The organism is Erwinia endophytica, assembly GCF_009295515.1.
GTDB lineage: Bacteria > Pseudomonadota > Gammaproteobacteria > Enterobacterales > Enterobacteriaceae > Erwinia > Erwinia endophytica.
The window spans coordinates 300,844-318,363 of the sequence record NZ_RQVV01000057.1 but is presented as its reverse complement, the minus strand read 5'-3'; the positions used below and the strand labels follow the sequence as shown (position 1 = coordinate 318,363).

Annotated in this window: 13 protein-coding genes; 5 read left to right on the top strand and 8 right to left on the bottom strand. The window is 53.1% G+C overall.

Features of this window, described 5'->3' with window-relative positions; translation table 11 throughout:
• Positions 1-229 (top strand): Ail/Lom family outer membrane beta-barrel protein (locus tag EH228_RS18840; protein ID WP_152323145.1); only part of this gene is annotated, 229 nt, incomplete at its 5' end.
• A gap of 143 nt (positions 230-372) precedes the next feature.
• On the opposite strand, the gene proY is transcribed toward EH228_RS18840, so the two are convergent.
• From proY to phoB, 5 genes are all read right to left on the bottom strand, one after another.
• Positions 373-1,731, bottom strand: coding sequence for a proline-specific permease ProY (gene proY, locus EH228_RS18835; RefSeq protein WP_152323144.1), 1,359 nt, complete (start codon positions 1,729-1,731; stop codon positions 373-375).
• A 55-nt stretch (positions 1,732-1,786) separates the two neighbouring features.
• Positions 1,787-3,112 carry a branched-chain amino acid transport system II carrier protein gene (brnQ, locus tag EH228_RS18830; protein ID WP_152323143.1) on the bottom strand — a complete coding sequence of 442 codons (1,326 nt, stop codon included), beginning with the start codon at positions 3,110-3,112 and terminating at the stop codon, positions 1,787-1,789.
• A 406-nt stretch (positions 3,113-3,518) separates the two neighbouring features.
• Positions 3,519-4,622, bottom strand: coding sequence for a cobalamin-independent methionine synthase II family protein (locus EH228_RS18825; protein ID WP_152323142.1), 1,104 nt, complete (start codon positions 4,620-4,622; stop codon positions 3,519-3,521).
• Positions 4,623-5,004: 382 nt separating this feature from the next.
• Complete coding sequence (gene phoR / locus EH228_RS18820) at positions 5,005-6,297, bottom strand: phosphate regulon sensor histidine kinase PhoR (protein WP_152323141.1); 1,293 nt, start codon at positions 6,295-6,297, stop codon at positions 5,005-5,007.
• A 23-nt stretch (positions 6,298-6,320) separates the two neighbouring features.
• Complete coding sequence (phoB, locus tag EH228_RS18815) at positions 6,321-7,010, bottom strand: phosphate response regulator transcription factor PhoB (RefSeq protein WP_152323140.1); 690 nt, start codon at positions 7,008-7,010, stop codon at positions 6,321-6,323.
• A 200-nt stretch (positions 7,011-7,210) separates the two neighbouring features.
• Between phoB and sbcD the strand changes: the two genes are divergently transcribed.
• Entirely contained in the window at positions 7,211-8,434 is a 1,224-nt protein-coding gene (sbcD, locus tag EH228_RS18810) for an exonuclease subunit SbcD (protein WP_152323139.1), read from the top strand.
• A complete protein-coding gene (locus EH228_RS18805) occupies positions 8,431-12,105 on the top strand; it encodes an SbcC/MukB-like Walker B domain-containing protein (protein WP_152323138.1) in 3,675 nt (1,224 codons plus the stop codon). The genes sbcD and EH228_RS18805 overlap by 4 nt, the downstream gene beginning before the upstream one ends.
• A gap of 254 nt (positions 12,106-12,359) precedes the next feature.
• Here EH228_RS18805 and EH228_RS18800 read toward each other — a convergent pair whose 3' ends face one another.
• Complete coding sequence (locus EH228_RS18800) at positions 12,360-12,926, bottom strand: DJ-1/PfpI family protein (protein WP_152323137.1); 567 nt, start codon at positions 12,924-12,926, stop codon at positions 12,360-12,362.
• Between the two features lie 155 nt (positions 12,927-13,081).
• On the opposite strand from EH228_RS18800, the gene EH228_RS20605 reads away from it, so the two are divergent.
• Positions 13,082-13,516, top strand: a complete 435-nt coding sequence (locus EH228_RS20605) for a cell envelope integrity TolA C-terminal domain-containing protein (RefSeq protein ID WP_152323136.1) — start codon at positions 13,082-13,084, stop codon at positions 13,514-13,516.
• On the opposite strand, the gene qhpR is transcribed toward EH228_RS20605, so the two are convergent.
• A complete protein-coding gene (qhpR, locus tag EH228_RS18790; RefSeq protein WP_420841480.1) occupies positions 13,513-14,580 on the bottom strand; it encodes an AraC-like transcriptional regulator QhpR in 1,068 nt (355 codons plus the stop codon). The genes EH228_RS20605 and qhpR overlap by 4 nt on opposite strands.
• Before the next feature lie 56 nt (positions 14,581-14,636).
• Positions 14,637-15,641, bottom strand: coding sequence for a phosphotransferase enzyme family protein (locus EH228_RS18785; protein ID WP_152323135.1), 1,005 nt, complete (start codon positions 15,639-15,641; stop codon positions 14,637-14,639).
• Between the two features lie 236 nt (positions 15,642-15,877).
• On the opposite strand from EH228_RS18785, the gene eat reads away from it, so the two are divergent.
• Positions 15,878-17,242 (top strand): ethanolamine permease, encoded by a 1,365-nt coding sequence (gene eat, locus EH228_RS18780; RefSeq protein ID WP_152323134.1) that lies wholly within the window; start codon positions 15,878-15,880, stop codon positions 17,240-17,242.
• Positions 17,243-17,520 lie beyond the last annotated feature (278 nt).

Sequence of the window (17,520 nt, the reverse complement as noted above, 5' to 3'; positions counted from 1 at the left end):
CCTATCTTTTATTTTAAGATACATCTACTGTCTGGTGTTTCTCGGGGCCGCCCCAGGGAATCTCTATTACAACGGCAAAAAAACATCGTTTATGTATGGCGCAGGTGTACAGATTAACCCAACAGAAAACTGGGCTGTTGATGTAGGCTATGAAGGGTCGAGTTTTGATGATAATGAAAAAAGGCGTTCCCTCAATGGCTTCAACATCGGTGTAGGTTACCGTTTCTGACCGCAATATTCGCCGGAGATGTCATTTTCTCTGGCAATGCCAGTGGCACGTAAAACTGAACAGGGCCGGAGAACCGGCCCTTTTTAATGTTGTTCACATCGGGATGTGTTAACCCGGTTAGGCATTGCCCCGCAGGACACCGGTTATTGAACTCTCACTTGCTTACGCACCCATGCCCAACTGGCAACCAGCACCAGCAACCAGCCGACACCAACATACAGCGATATGCGGGTATCCGGGAAGTAGCCAATCAAGCCGATAATAAAGCACAGGAACAGAATACCGACCAGAGCGGTAAAGGTGCCGCCAGGCATAGCAAACGTCAACGCCTTCGCCTGTTCTTTCGTCAAGGTGCGACGAAAGCCAATCTGAGCGAACAGGATCATAATCCACACCCAGACAGTGGCAAACGTCGCCAGTGAGGCTATCACCAGGAACACTTTCTCCGGCATCAGGTAATTCAGATAAACGGCTATCAGCATCGCGATCATCATCACTACCGTAGTAACCCACGGAATGCCACGGCGCGAAACCCGGGAGAAAACCGCGGGAGCATGCCCCTGCTCAGCCATACCGTGCAGCATACGACCAACACCAAACACATCGCTGTTAATCGCCGACAGTGAAGCGGTGATCACCACAAAATTGAGGATTGCTGCCGCAGCGGCAATCCCCATATGCTGGAAAGTCAAAACAAACGGACTACCGTGAGTACCAATCTGGTTCCATGGATAAATCGACATAATGACGAACAGCGTCCCGACATAAAACACCAGGATACGTAACGGCACGGTGTTAATCGCCCGAGGAATTGAGGTCTCCGGATTTTTCGCTTCACCGGCGGTAATACCGATAATTTCAATACCGCCATAAGCAAACATCACAATCTGCAATGACAGCACCATACCAATAATACCATGGGCAAAGAAACCGCCATGAGTCCACAGGTTGCTGATGCCGGTCGGTTGCCCTCCATTGCCTATACCCCAGAAGATAATGCCCAAACCGGCGACGATCATGATGATAATGGTGGCAACTTTAAACAGCGACAACCAGAACTCCACTTCGCCAAACACCTTGACCGTTGCCATGTTGATAGCGCCAATGATTAACACCACACTGAGCACCCATATCCAGTGCGGCACATCCGGGAACCAAACCCCCATATAGATGCCAAATGCGGTGACATCAGCAATAGCGACAATCAAAATTTCAAAGCAATAAGTCCAGCCAGTGATATATCCGGCCAGCGGGCCGAGATAGTCCTGGGCATAGCGTGAGAAAGAACTGGCCTGCGGGTTATTCACCGACATTTCGCCCAGCGCGCGCATAATAATATAAGCGATAGCCCCGCCAATCATATAGGCGAGGATCACGCTCGGTCCGGCCATTTTCATTGCATCTGCCGAGCCATAGAACAGACCGGTACCAATAGCCGACCCTAGCGCCATGAAACGAATATGACGGGTACTCAGTCCCTTTTTGAGCGTATTTTGGGTCATTTTCTTCCTGTCTTTATTCTCTTTACTGCGCCTGCTGGTAACAGCAGGCATCACTTTATTTACTGCTGATGGCGCTAACTTGTTGGCGACCCTGCATTCGGTCATAAATGACGCTCAACACCAGCATCGCCAGCGACGGTGGCAGCCAGGCCAGTCCCTGCTCAGCCAGCGGCAAATGAGCGACAAAGGCAGGCAGCGCCTCTTTCAATTCAGTCGTTTTAATCGCATCAACGATACCGAACAACAGGCTGACCACCATGGTTGGCGCGATGATACGACAGCTTTTCTTCCACCAGTTCAGGGTAAAACTCAGCAAAACCAGCACAATACACGGAGGATAAATCGCCGTCAGCACCGGGATCGAGAAGTGAATCAGTTGACTCAGTCCCAGATTAGATACCAGCATCGAGAACAGCCCGAGGATAAACACTAACTGGCGATAGCTCAGCGGCAGATATTGCGCAAAAAACTCTGCACAGGCGCAGGTCAGGCCCACCGCGGTCACCATACAGGCAACGAAGATCAACGCTGCGAGGAAGAAACTCCCCATACCACCAAACGTCTGTTGTACGTAGGCATGCAGGATCGCCGCGCCATTGGCATTCTGAGCAACTATGGTCGCGCTGCCGGATCCCAGTTTGAACAGCGCCAGATACACCAGGGTCAGGCCAAGACCGGCTATCAGGCCTGCAATAATGGTGTAACGGGTTAACAACGAGGCCTCACTGACCCCCCGCGAGCGGGCGGCATTGACAATCACAATACCAAACACCAGTGCCCCCAGGGTATCCATGGTCAGATAGCCGTTCACGAAACCACTGGAGAAAGCAGCATGTTGATATGCTTCGGTTGCCGGTGCCATGCTGCCTGCAGGCCAGAGCATTGCCGCGATACCTAACGCCGCCAGCGCGACAATTTTCAACGGCGCCAGAACATGGCCTACGGTATCCAGTAACTTGCCCGGATACAGTGAAATAGCGATAACCAGCATGAAGTACACCAGGCTGTAGATAAGCAGTGGTCTCTCGCCCTCACCGGTCAGTGGGGCAATCCCCACTTCGAAGGAAACCGTCGCCGTACGTGGCGTCGCAAACAGCGGCCCCACGGCCAGATAGCAAACCACCGCGAGGACCAGCCCTGCCGCTTTACCAATCGGTGAGCTGAGGGCATCAATGCCGCCGCCAACGCGCGCCAGCGCAATAACTGTCGTGACCGGCAGACCAACAGCGGTGAGCAGGAAGCCAAGTGCAGCTACCCAGACATGTTCACCAGACTGAATACCCACCATTGGTGGGAAAATAATGTTGCCAGCCCCCACGAACAGGGCGAACGTCATAAAGCCCAACGCGAGGATGTCTTTGGAAGTTAAACGATTAGTCATAAGCAGAGGAGTGACCCGTTACTGGTGTTAATACAACCGTGATATCAGCTTTATCTCCCTGATGGCTCTAAAAACACCCTGTTTCCATATCGATACAGGAAAATGTCCTGAATCGATATCATTTCATGGCGAATTTGCGCTGATTATGATCTTTTTTACAGGGGGATAACGTAAAAAACGGCGCTAAGTAAACCGTTTATAGCGAAGAAAGGCAATACGAGATCGATAAAGCAGAGTGATATAGCGCAAAAAATAAAAATTCCAGTTCATCACTCCATGTTGTTGACTGAGATCCCTACATGATAGGTCTCTTTTTACTCGCTGTAGGGTTATTTTCTACCAAAAACAGTCTCAAAATAGACCAAAGGCGCGATTTCTCGCGCCTTTTACACCATCCGACACCGGCTTACCAGACGTCGTTAGCAATATCAACCACCAGACGCAACTTCGCCCACTGCTGCGCTTCAGTCAGGTTATTCCCCTCTTCCGTCGAGGCGAAACCACACTGTGGGCTGAGGCAAATCTGATCGAGGCTGACAAATTTCGCCGCTTCCGCGATGCGTTTTTTCACCGTTTCCGGGTTTTCCAGCTCACCCGTTTTAGTGGTGATCAGGCCCAGTACGACTTGCTGTTTGCCTGGTTTAATAAAGCGTAACGGCTCGAAGCCGCCAGAACGTTCATTATCGTATTCCAGGAAGAAGGCATCAATATTGACGGTGCCAAACAGAATTTCGGCCACCGGCTCATAACCACCTTCGGAAATCCAGGTTGAGCGGAAATTCCCACGGCAAACATGCAGACCAATCGTCAGATCGTCTGGCTTACCTTCAATGGCTTTATTTAGCACCTGTGCATAAGTGCGCGCCAGCTCTTCTGGATCTTCACCACGCTCGCGAATTTGCCTTTTCTGATCTTCAGAACACAGATAGGCCCATACGGTATCGTCCAGTTGCAGATAACGACAACCTGCATCGTAGAAGGCTTTGATCGCCTTACGATAGGTCAGCGCCAAATCGTCAAAATAGGTGTTCATATCAGGATAGACCGTGGCATCAATGGCCTTACGTCCACCACGGAAGTGCAACACACTCGGGCTTGGAATGGTCATTTTAGCTATCGCATCGCCACTAATACTTTGCAGATAACGGAAATCTTCCAGCATCGGATGGTTGCCAAAACCGAGCTTACCGATAATCCGGACAGCATGTGCTTTGGTCTGCACGCCGTTGAACTGAATACCCTGATCAGCTTCATAGCGCTCCACGCCCTCCAGCCCCTCAAAGAAATCGAAGTGCCACCAGGCACGGCGAAACTCACCGTCGGTGACCACTTTCAGACCACAGGAACGCTGATGTGCGACCACATCACGGATCGCTTCGTCTTCAATACGACGCAACGCAGCCGCGTCGATTTCACCGGCCTGAAACTGTTCACGAGCCTGTTTGATGACGGCCGGACGAAGGAAGCTGCCGACCACTTCGGCACGATACTGGGCTGAATCTCTTTGCATGTCTGGTCACTCCTGGACTGCGCGCATTGCGCATAATTTACCTGTGAAATAGTTTCGCTGAGTTACCCTTAGACTTCTGGATGTCTATATGGCTGATATGCAGAATGTCATGAGAAACTTTCAGCGGCAAACGAGGAAATTTCATCATACATGAAAAAAATTCAAGTTTTACTCACCCATCAGTTGTCACGACAACTTGACTGGCTGATCTGACAGCGGCCAATATTCTGCCGCAACGGCGAGGTTGAGAGAAAATCGCATTCAGTTGCGGCGCGTTCAATCCTGGAACAGGATTATCCTGAGGTACGAAATAACAACACCACCGTGAGAAATAACGTTTTCACCCACTTCCCCGTTTCAGTCAACGAACGGCACTCTGTGGCTATCCAGCGTTGACGACCAACCTGGACGGTAATAAGAAGCTAAAACAGGTCTCTGTGCCTGGCTGGCTGGTAATATCCAGTCGCGCATTATGATGACTCAACGCATGCTTAACGATAGCCAGCCCCAACCCGCTCCCACCGGTCTGCCGCGAACGGGCTTTGTCCACGCGATAAAAACGTTCCGTCAGACGCGGAATATGCTCTGCCGCAATACCGGGGCCATTATCCCTTACCCTGAACAGCGCCCCCTGCGGCGTTTTCAGCCAACTGATCTCAATGCGCGTTCCCGCTGGCGTATGATTAATTGCGTTATAGACCAGGTTCGAAATGGCACTGCGCAGTTGCTCATCATTGCCATACACCCGCAAGTTTGGATCGGTGTTAAACTGAATCTCATGACGGCCCTGACTCAGTGTTTCCGCCTCACGCTGTAACAGCTGCAGCATCATCGGCACATCAACCGTCTCCTGTAGATCCAGTGTGGATGCAGCTTCAATACGCGACAACGTGAGTAGCTGCTGTACCAGTCCATCCATCCGGCGGATCTGCTCCTGCATGGTATGCAGCGCTTTGTCGCGCTGTGCACCTTGCATTTCTGCCTCTTCCATCATTTCCAGATAACCTTGCAGCACCGTTAATGGGGTGCGCAGTTCGTGGCTGACGTTGGCAAAAAAGTTACGGCGGGCGCCTTCCAACTGGTGCATTTGTGTCACATCACGCGCCACCAGCAGCCACTGCCCTTCGGAATAAGGCATCACCCGGAATTCCAGATGACGGTGGTTATTCAGCACCAGGGTCAGGGGGCCGCTGAAATCACGCTGGCGAAGATAACGGGTAAACTCAGGATAGCGCAGTAGATTCAGGATGTTCTGACCATTGTCTTCCGGCCAACGCAGCCCCAACAGCTGTTGCGCCAGGCCATTACACCAGAAAATGATCCCTTCCTCGGTGGTCAGCACCACCGCATCCGGCAGTGATTCCGCACCACTGCGAAAGCGTTTAATCAGGCTCCCCAGTTCACGGCGACGCCGACGATTTCTCGCCTGCATCTGATAAAGACCATAAAAGAGGGGTTCCCAACTGCCACGCCCGGCAGGGGGAGTAATGCTACGGTCAATCCACAACCAGCGAGATAAACGCAATAAATTGACAAAATGCCAGACCAACACCGCCAGTACCGAACACAACAGCAGCCAGGGCAGGTAACCTGTCAGAAGCCCTAAAATTAACGCGGGCAGGCAGGCAAGCGCCAGTTCAAACAACAATAGCTTCCAGGAGAGGCGTTCCAACACGGTTAATGCTCCTGTGCGAACGGTCAGTAGCGTGCAGAGAAGCGGTAACCTGTTCCGCGAACCGTCTGCACCATACGATGGTACCCTGTCGTTTCCAGCGCTTTACGCAAACGACGGATATGTACGTCAACAGTACGATCTTCGACATACACGTTAGTGCCCCATACATGATTAAGCAACTGCTCGCGGCTGTAAACACGTTCCGGATGCGTCATAAAAAAGTGCAGCAGTTTATATTCCGTCGGCCCCATTTCCAGCGGCTGATTTTCAGACATCACTCGATGCGAAGAGGGATCGAGGCTCAGCCCCTGTATTTCGATAACCTCTTCAACCGCCATTGGCGAAATACGGCGTATTACCGCTTTAATCCGCGCCAGCAGCTCTTTCGGAGAGAACGGTTTGCTGATGTAGTCATCAGCCCCTACTTCCAGCCCACGCACACGATCTTCTTCTTCACCCCGCGCGGTTAACATCATTACCGGAATATCGCGGGTCATCGCTTCACGTTTCAGGTGTTTTATAAACTGAATGCCTGATCCTCCGGGCAGCATCCAGTCCAACAGTATCAAATCAGGCCAGGGTTCAATCAGCAAATTGACAGCACTGTCATAATCTTCGGCTTCAATCGGCTGATAGTCATTTTGCTCCAGAACGAAACATAACATCTCACGGATTGGGGCTTCATCTTCGACCACCAGAATGCGCTTAGCCATTATTGCTCCTGCTACGGTGACGGAATGTCACTGGATTTGCGGCGTCATTATGCGTCAGTTTTATGACATATTTATGAAAAAGTCTGGGAAAGCTTCTCGATTTATAACACTTTTATGAAAGAGTGATGGCCTTTCTCGCTGGGGTTTTCATCGATGCTGTTTATAATCGTCGGATTAGATTTCCGCACCGAAGGGATCCCATGCGCGTAATTCATACCGCTGACTGGCATCTGGGCCAGTTTTTCTACACTAAAAGCCGGGCAGCCGAGCATCAGGCTTTTCTTGACTGGCTGCTGACGCAGGTGGAAGAACATCAGGTTGACGCCATCATTGTGGCTGGTGATATTTTCGATAGCGGATCGCCGCCAAGCTATGCCCGCGAGCTGTACAATCGCTTTGTGGTCAGGTTGCAACAGACCGGCTGCCAGTTAGTGATCCTCGGCGGTAACCACGATTCAGTGGCTACGCTGAACGAATCGCGTGAGCTGCTGGCCTGTTTGAATACCCGGGTGATTGCCGCCGCCAGTGGCGATCCTCGCCAGCAGGTATTGTTGCTCAATCGTCGTGACGGTCAGCCCGGTGCACTGCTCTGCGCTATCCCCTACCTGCGCCCGCGCGATATCACCACCAGTCAGGCCGGTCAGTCGGGCCACGACAAACAGCAAACCCTGCTGGAGGCGATAACCCACTATTACCAGCAATGCTGGCAGGCAGCGCAGGCTCAACGAGAAGCGCTGAAACTGGCGCTACCGATCATTGCCACCGGGCATCTGACCACCATGGGTGTGACAAAAAGTGATGCTGTGCGGGATATTTACATCGGTACGCTGGATGCCTTCCCTGCCCAGTTCTTTCCGCCTGCGGACTACATCGCACTGGGACATATCCACCGCGCGCAACGCATCGCCAATACCGGGCATATCCGCTACAGCGGCTCGCCCATTCCGCTCAGTTTTGATGAGCTGGGGAAAGATAAAAGCGTCTTTCTGGTGGATTTCGCCAATGGCGAACTGAGCAGCGTAACCCCCTTGTACATTCCACGGTTCCAGCCGATGCAGATGATCAAAGGCTCACTGGCGGAAATCGAAAAACAACTGGCCGCGATCGCCCCCCCTGAAGAGGGCAAAACCGTCTGGCTGGATATCGAGATTGTCACCCAGGCCTGGTTGAATGACCTGCAACGCCAAATTCAGGAAATGACGCTGACCTTGCCGGTAGAAGTGCTGCTACTGCGCCGCAGTCGGGAACAGCGCGAGCAGGCCATTGACCGGCAGAATAATGAAACGCTCAGCGAACTGAGTGTCGGGGAGGTCTTTACCCGCCGTCTGGCGCTGGAAAAAGAGGAAGATCCGCAGCGACTGGCCCGTGCCACGCAGTTGTTCAACCAGACACTGGCAGAGATTGACGATGAGGTTCAACCATGAAGATCCTGACGCTACGGTTTAAAAACCTCAACTCGCTGAAAGGGGAATGGAAAATTGATTTCACCGCTGAGCCGTTTGCCAGCAATGGTCTGTTCGCCATCACCGGCCCAACCGGTGCCGGTAAAACCACCTTGCTGGATGCAATCTGCCTTGCGCTATACCACGAAACCTCACGGCTGGGAAAACTGTCGCAATCACAGAATGACCTGATGACCCGCGATACGTCAGAATGCCTGGCTGAAGTGGAGTTTGAAGTGAAAGGCGTGGCCTGGCGCGCCTTCTGGAGCCAGAACCGGGCGCGCGGTATGGCGGACGGCAACCTGCAGGCACCACGTGTTGAACTGGCACGCTGCGCGGATAATAAGATCGTTGCCGACAAGGTTAAAGACAAACTGGACATGCTGATCGCGCTGACCGGGCTGGATTTCGCCCGCTTTACCAAGTCGATGATGTTGTCACAAGGGCAGTTTGCCGCCTTCCTCAATGCCGATGCCAATAGTCGCGCCGAGCTGCTGGAAGAACTGACCGGCACGGAAATTTATGGCCGACTGTCGGCCAGTGTCTTCGAACGGCATAAAAACGTCCGCCAGGCGCTGGAGACACTAAAAGCCCAGGCAAATGGCATGGCATTGCTGGAGGATGAGCAGGTACAGTGCCTCACCCGCCTGCTGGAACAAAAGATAGCTGAGGAGCGGGCACTGACCTCGCAATATCAACGGCAACAATTTCAACTGCAATGGTATCAGCAATTTCAGGCGGCGAAACAGGCGGTTAGCCGCGCGAAAGCAGAGCATCAACAGGCTGAAGCCGCCTGGCAACAGGACAGCTCTCAGTTGCAACGGCTGGTGCAGGCCGAGCCGGCTGAAAAGCTGCGACCACGTTGGCAGCAGCGTAATCAGCAGCAGCAGGATTTGCAGCAACTACAACAACAGCATCAGCGCCTGAGCCAGCAATTACAACAGACTCAGCAACAGTTGGAAGAAGCAACCCGGCAACTGAAAGCGAGTGACGCACAGCGGTTACAGCATGAAGCATTGCGCCAACAGCAGGAAACGCTGATCAACGACAGTGTCCTGCCGCTGGATAACCGTATCGCCTCGCTGGAACAGCAAAACGCGCAACTGACAAAAGAGATCAGTGAGTACCAACATTCACGCCAGCGCCGCCAGGCTGCCTTGCAGCAAAATCAGCAAGTGCAAACGGAAAAACGGGCGCAACACCAGCAGAATCAGCAATGGCAGCAAGCGCATCCACACTTTGCCCACTGGGGCGAATCACTGCCATTGTGGCGCGCCCGCTTTGAACAACAGCACCAGAGTGAAGTGGCGCTAAACGCACAACAACAACGTCTGGCGGAACAGCATAAAAGCCTCGAACAACGCCAACAACAGCTTAACCAGTTGGAACAGCAGGCCAGGCCGCAGCAACAGTTGCTGAACGATGCACAGCAACAGTACGCAACGGCAGAAAAAAATCATCTGGCCTTGCAACACCAGCACCCTGAAAATACGCTACAGACCACACTGACCCGGCTCAACCAGCAACGCCCGTTGCGGCAAACACTGGCATTACTCTCGTCGCAATGGCAGCCACTGACGCAACGCCAGCAGCGGACTCTGGCCAGCCAGCAAGTCCTCCAACAACAACGGGAGGAAGCAGAGCAACAATTGCTCCTGCTGCGTAATGGCTGGAAGGAGAAGTATCAGCACCAGCAGGACCTGGAAAAACGTTGTGAGCTGGAACAGCGCATTGTCGACCTCGAACAACATCGCGCCCATCTGGAAGCGGACCAGCCTTGCCCGTTGTGCGGTTCCCGGCTGCATCCCGCCATCAATGAATATCAGGCATTGAAGCCGTCTGAAAACCAGCAGCGCCTGTTGCAACTCAGGGCTGAAGTCGAAAAACTGAAAGATCAGGGCATCGCCAAAAGCGAACAGATTAAAAATCTGCTGGCCCAGGCAGAAAAACTGCAACAGGAGCTGCTCGACGGCGAACGTGAAACCAGCAAGCTACGCAATCAATGGCAGGAAGTGGTAACAGAACTGGCGCTGAGCTTCACACCGGATGACCCGGCCCAGGTGGCGGAATGGTTGAGCACACAAGATAACCAGGAAACGGTGCTACAGGCCCAGTTAGCTGAGCTGCAACACAGCGCCCGAACCCTGCAACAGCAAAGAGATATCCTCAATCAGTGTCAGAACGAATGGGCTTCACTCCAGCAACAGCAACAGTTGACAAGTCAGCAACTGCTTACTCTCCGCCAGACCATCAGCGAGCATGAACAACAGTTGCAACAGCAGCAACAGACCGTGACGCAACAACGTGACGCGTTGCAGGCGTCGCTGCAAGCGTTCGCCCTGTCGTTACCGGCGCAGGGAGAACATGAAGTGTGGCTTGCCGCTCGTCAAAATGAATGGCAACAATGGCTTAAAACGGAGCAGGCGCTCACTGACCTGGTGCCGCAACTGACCACATTAGCCACGCAACAGCAGATACTGAACGAGGAGATAGCCAACGAGCAGCAACGGCTGGCTGCGCTAGAACAACGCCTGAAAACTGAACAGGATACGCTCCGTGAACTGCGGATACAGCGACAAAAACTGTTCGGCGATCAACTCACGACAGAAGTCCAGCAACAACTACGTGCGCAGTCGCAACACCACGCTGAGCGAGTCCAGACGCTGCAGCACCAATGGCAGCAACAGCAAAACCAGTTAAATACCCTGACTGGACAGCATAACTCACTTTCTGAGCAATCAGCCACGCTGACCCAACGACTGAGCGAAACCCAGACGGCCTTCGCCGCCGCGCTGGCAGCCAGCGATTTTACTGATGAAGCCCATTTCAGCGCCGCTCTGCTGGATGAAGCGCAATTCAGCCACCTGAAAGCCCTGCAAAAACAGCATGACCAGCGCCGCCAGCAAACCGCTGTATTGCTGGAACAGGCACAGAAAAATCTCGCCGCACATCAGCGACAGCAACCGGACGATTTTCCTGAAACCCCGGAAACACTGAATGAAACCGTCGCCGCGCTGGCGCTGGAACGACAGGAAAATGCCCGACAACAGGGCGAGGCCCGCCAGCAACTGGCCAGCGATGCAGCCCGTCGCACACAACAACAAAGTCTGCTGGCGCAGATAGCTGACCATGAGAAACAAGTAGAAGACTGGAGTTATCTCAACCAGTTGATTGGTTCAAAAGAAGGCGACAAATTCCGCAAGTTTGCCCAAGGGCTGACGCTGGAAAATCTGGTCTGGCTGGCGAATAAACAGCTCAACCGGCTACACGGACGCTATCTGTTACAACGCAAAGCCCAGGAGGCACTGGAACTGCAAGTAGTGGATACCTGGCAGGCGGATGCCCTGCGTGATACCCGCACCCTTTCCGGCGGCGAGAGTTTTCTGGTCAGTCTGGCGCTGGCGCTGGCTTTATCCGATCTGGTCAGTCACAAGACCCGTATTGAGTCGCTGTTTCTTGATGAAGGCTTTGGCACACTGGATGCTGAAACGCTGGACTGTGCGCTGGACGCTCTGGACGCGCTGAACGCCAGCGGCAAAACCATCGGGGTTATCAGCCACGTAGAAGCGATGAAAGAACGCATACCGGTACAGATAAAAGTAAGGAAAATTAATGGATTGGGTTACAGCAAGCTGGAGACGCCTACCGCCTGAAGAGCGATAATTCATCCATCAGAGTCGACTAACCCACAGACACGCCAGCCCAAACATACTGACGTCTATCCCCAGCCATACTGCAAACCGCAGGGACGCTGGCGACCTGAGCACCGGGCAAAAATGCCAGACATTTTTGTCCTGCAACTGGGCTATTTCTCTCCGCCCGATGTTAAGCACGGTTCATCACCGTACAATGATCGTCTGGATAACCCACGATGAATCATCGCCCCATCAGAAAGCTTTGCTGAGCGTTATTTCATCAAGACTTCAACAAATTTCGCCAGCCACTGTGGATGCGCAGGCCACGCTGGCGCAGTGATCAGATTACCATCAACACAGGCCTGATCGATGCCAATATCCGCGTAATCTCCGCCACTCAGGCGGATTTCTGGCGCACAGGCCGGATACGCACTACAGGTCCGGTTATTTAAAATACCGGCAGCGGCCAGCAGTTGCGGACCATGACATACCGCAGCAATAGGTTTACTCTGCTGATTAAAATCTTGCACCAGCTTAATGACATCAGGATTCAGTCGCAGATATTCCGGAGCCCGCCCACCGGGGATCACTAACGCATCATAATTTTCCACCCGGGCTTCAGCGAAATCGGCATTCAGGATGAAACGGTGTCCAGGTTTCTCACTGTACGTTTGCGCCCCATCAAAGTCATGAATGGCGGTCTGGACATAATCGCCTTTTCCTTTACCCGGGCAAACCGCATCGATACGATGACCCAGCATTTGCAATGCCTGGAAAGGCACCATGGCTTCATAATCCTCGACATAATCGCCGACCAACATGAGAATGTTCTTTTCCATAATTAATGCATCCTGCTAACAAGTAAGTGGAAGAAATACATAACCTCTTTTACCGAGGGTTCGTCAAGCATCCGTGTCAGCCCGTTAACACCTTTACAGAACGACAACGAGATTCCTGCTTTAATATAAGCAGACTTTCATCAATCGGGGGATAAATGGTATCAGGAAAGAACATAACCAAAAGCAACGCCGCAAGTTGGCTGGTGGGGATTTTACTGCTGAGCGGCTGCCAGTCGGGCCCGAAAAAAGGAGCCACGCCGAATAAACCGTTACCGCCGACACCGCAGGAAATGCAGCAGATGGCGGAAGCACAATGCCGTAACCCACACGGTGTGTCGCGGGATGACTGTCTCTACCTGGCTAAAATGCAGTTCGGCATCCAGCACAATTTTTATCCTGCGGCAGATTATAAAGGCCGTGAATGCACGGTGACGATAACATGGAAAAATGGCCGTTACAGTGTACTCAGTGCCACCGGCGATGAAATACTGTGCCTGAAGACCTGGAGCGTCATCAGCAGTGCAGAAAATTTACCGCCACCGCCGAAGCAAATGCCGCCCCAACTGGTTATCGATTTTAAACCGCGCTAACCGGCCATTTTATCCTGTCGCCACTGGCGTGGACTGATGCCAAACCAGCGACGGAACGCCCGGGAAAACGCGCTGACCTCTGAATAGCCCAGCAACAACGCCATTTCAGAAATCGGGAGCTGTTTTTGCTGCAGATAATACGTCGCCATCTCGCAACGCACCTTATCCACCAGCGCAGTGAAACTCAGGTTTTCTTCGCGCAGCCGCCGCTGTAGCGACCAACTGGACATCCCCATCTTATCCGCGACCTCTTCCAGTACCGGTTCGCCTTTCAGTAACACCAAATGCACCTGCGCTCGTACCTGATCAACGATATTTTGCTGTGGTACCGCACTGTTCAGACGCCGCATCGCATCCTGCATCACCATCAGTAACATCGGATCACTGTCTGGCATGGCGCGAGCCAGATCCCGTTTCGGGATCAGCAGTGAGTTGAAGGGTTGATCGAAGTAAACCGGCGCGTCGAAAACTTTGCAGTGTTCATGCCACTGAGCAGGGCGAGGATGTTCAAAATGGACTTCGCGCGGGGCCCAGTTTTTACCCGCCACATGACGGATCAGGTTCATAAACATCCCCAGCGTCAGTTCAGCATCCTGACGACGGCAAAGGATGGCGCCATGACGCACCTGGTAGTCCAGCCGCCAGCAGTCACCTTTGTCCACTAAACGGGTCAATGTATCGTGCTGATGCCATGGAAAAGCATTCACCACATTATGTAACGCCTGCTCCAGTGTGGCGGAGCAGAGACCGACATAACCTATCAGACCTAATGACTGTGGTTTAAACTGCTTGCCGTAGTGCAAACCGAAGTTATCAAAACCTGAATACCGCGCCGCTTCTTCCATTACCCGGCAATAGTTAATCAGCCCCAGGCTCAGTGTCGGACTGGTCAGTTGCTCTGGATCAATGCCGCTGACGCCAAAAATTCGATCGACATCACCGCCTTTATCGCAGATAAAATCGCTAAGCCCGCTGGCTGCGGCGGCCAGTACGCCACGATGACTGGCGTAGCTGGCGTTCAGAGCCGTTGCCATTTCAGGCTGTTTGATCAACCCCGTTTCCATCATCATCGCCTCTGCTACAGAAAACATCCCCTGACAGAAGCAATTATCATACCAACTCAGGCACCAACCGGCAGTTCATGCGTTTCCAGATAACGACGACACAGACGGACTGAATGGTCGGCCCACTGCGGCCCCAGACTGAGAGCCATCTCCGTCTGCGCATGGGATCCCACCCAGGCAAGCAGTTGAATGCGACGCTGGATTAACAAGGCGGGCACCATAGCCATTTCTGCGTCGCTGATATGCGCGACCTGCTCATAACCTTTAATCCAGTTCTCAACCCAGTCGGCTGCACGAGGATGGTGCTCCACAAAACTGATCGCTGCCGCAAGATCGTGCAAATACCACCCCATCCCGCAATCGTCAAAGTCGATCACTCGCGTTTCGCCTTGACACAATAACAGGTTGGTCAGGCGCAGATCGGCATGGATCAAGCCATAACGCGATGAATCTTTACCAAACGCCTGCAATTGGCTGCCCACTCTGGCAATGGCTTCTTCCACTACCGGATGATCTGACAAGCGCAGATTGGGTGCATCACGCCAGTCGCCCCAGTGGCTTTGTGGGCTGACCATGGTGTGATGATCCCAGATAATGCGCTGGAATCCTGTCGGCTTTTGCCAGCTTTTACTGTGCTGATGCAGGCGAGCAGTAATGTGCCCCAACTGCTGAAAAGCGCGAGGATCGACCTCTGTCGTCGGCATATCTCCGTCGATCCAGTGGAACAACACAGCATAGCGCACACTGCCATCATCCAGTTGCAGGCTCTGCACCGTTTGCCCGTCAACATCGGCTACTGCCTGCGGTACCACGATCCCCGTGTCACGCAACGCATCCAGCCAGTGCAATTCACTTTCAATATCCGCGCGCTGATGATAATTACCACGATGCAGACGCAGGGCATAACGCTTGCCACCCGCTTCCAGCAGGAAAGTGGCGTTTTCTGAGCGGCAAAGCAGGCTCAGCTTGCCCTGCCGGGCAAATGGATAGCGGCTAAGCGCGCGCTGAGCGAGTTGCAGCAGTACAGTGTTATCCAGGTCGTCATATTGTTTTGCTGTCATAGTCTGGCTCCAGATGGGTTGGCTGTTGATTCCCCGCCGTGTGTTACCAGCATGGCGTCGCCGGCAATGGCCCGCTTGACCACAGACGACCCTCTTTTGACTTTAGCGTGTATCTGGCACTTTTCTTGTGTCGGAGTTGACCGTAGAGCACAAAATTCATTACGCCGCCGTCAAGTTTCCCCCTGGCACCGGCTGCATTATCGACTGACAATAATATTCATGACGGGGATATCGGTATGACAAGCAAGCTAAAGCCCACCCTGGGCGCAATACATCTGTGGGGCATTGCGGTAGGTCTGGTAATTTCCGGTGAATACTTTGGCTGGAGTTACGGCTGGGGCGTGGCAGGAACGCTGGGATTCCTGCTGACCACCGCATTAATCGCCACCATGTATACCTGTTTTATTTTCAGTTTTACCGAGCTGACCACCGCTATCCCGCATGCTGGCGGCCCATTTGCCTACAGCCGTCGCGCCTTTGGTGAGACTGGCGGCCTGATTGCCGGTATGGCGACACTGATTGAATTCGTTTTTGCTCCACCGGCTATCGCTATGGCGATTGGCGCCTATCTTAATGTGCAGTATCCGCAGTTAAACCCTAAATACGCTGCGGTAGGTGCCTACATTGTCTTTATGACCCTGAATATCCTCGGCGTAAAACTGGCGGCGATGTTTGAACTGGTGGTCACCGTGCTGGCGGTGATGGAACTATTGGTGTTTATGGGAGTGGTCGCGCCTGGTTTTAGTATTGCTAATTTTGTCGCTCACGGCTGGTCCGGTGGTGAACACTTCGGCATGCCGGCTGTATCCGGTATTTTCGCGGCTATCCCATTTGCGATCTGGTTCTTCCTGGCTATCGAAGGTGCGGCTATGGCTGCTGAAGAAGCGAAGGATCCCAAACGTACCATTCCCAAAGCCTATATCACCGGCATTCTGACGCTGGTTATCCTGGCGATTGGCGTCATGCTCATGGCGGGTGGCGCTGGTGACTGGCGCAAGCTGTCGAATATCAACGATCCGCTGCCGCAGGCGATGAAAATGATCGTCGGCGAACACTCCAACTGGATGCATATGCTGGTGTGGATCGGTTTGTTCGGTCTGATTGCCAGCTTCCACGGCATTATTCTTGGCTATTCACGTCAGTTCTTCGCCCTGTCCCGCGCCGGTTACCTGCCTGCGGGACTGGCTAAACTGTCCCGCTTTCAGACCCCGCACCGGGCGATCATTGCTGGCGGCATCATCGGCATTGCCGCTATCTTCAGCGACAGTTGGATTAACCTGCAAGGGATGACGCTGACCGCGGCAATGATAACCATGGCGGTGTTTGGGGCTATCGTGATGTATCTGATGAGTATGCTGAGTCTGTTTCGCCTGCGCCGCATCGCACCAGAACTGGAACGCACTTTCCGCGCGCCGGGCTACCCGATTGTGCCTGCTATTGCACTGGTGCTGGCGTTTGTGTGCCTGATTGCGATGCTGTGGTTTAATCCGGTGATTGGCGGCCTGTTCATGGCCTTTATGCTGGTAGGATATTTCTACTTCCTGATGACCAAAAACCAGCGAGACAGCGCCCCGCGCGATGCCATGCTCTGGGGTGAATAACAGCTGAAGAGTGGCTGCAAGGCCGGATTCAAACGTGGCACCGCAACACCATAACTATTGATTGAGCGAGTTATTCGGCCATAACCCAGCGGTGCCTCTCACGCCGCTGGGGATCGCCATGCCCGGCTTGATGAATGGGCGTTTCGCATTCACCGCCCATCTCCCGTTGAGAGCACCATCAGATCTCTTTTAGTACCACCTCAATCGATACCGATACGCACTTGTTATTCCTCAGCATTTCCCCCTTCGTTTGTTACCTTAGAAGGCCTCAGGCGGAA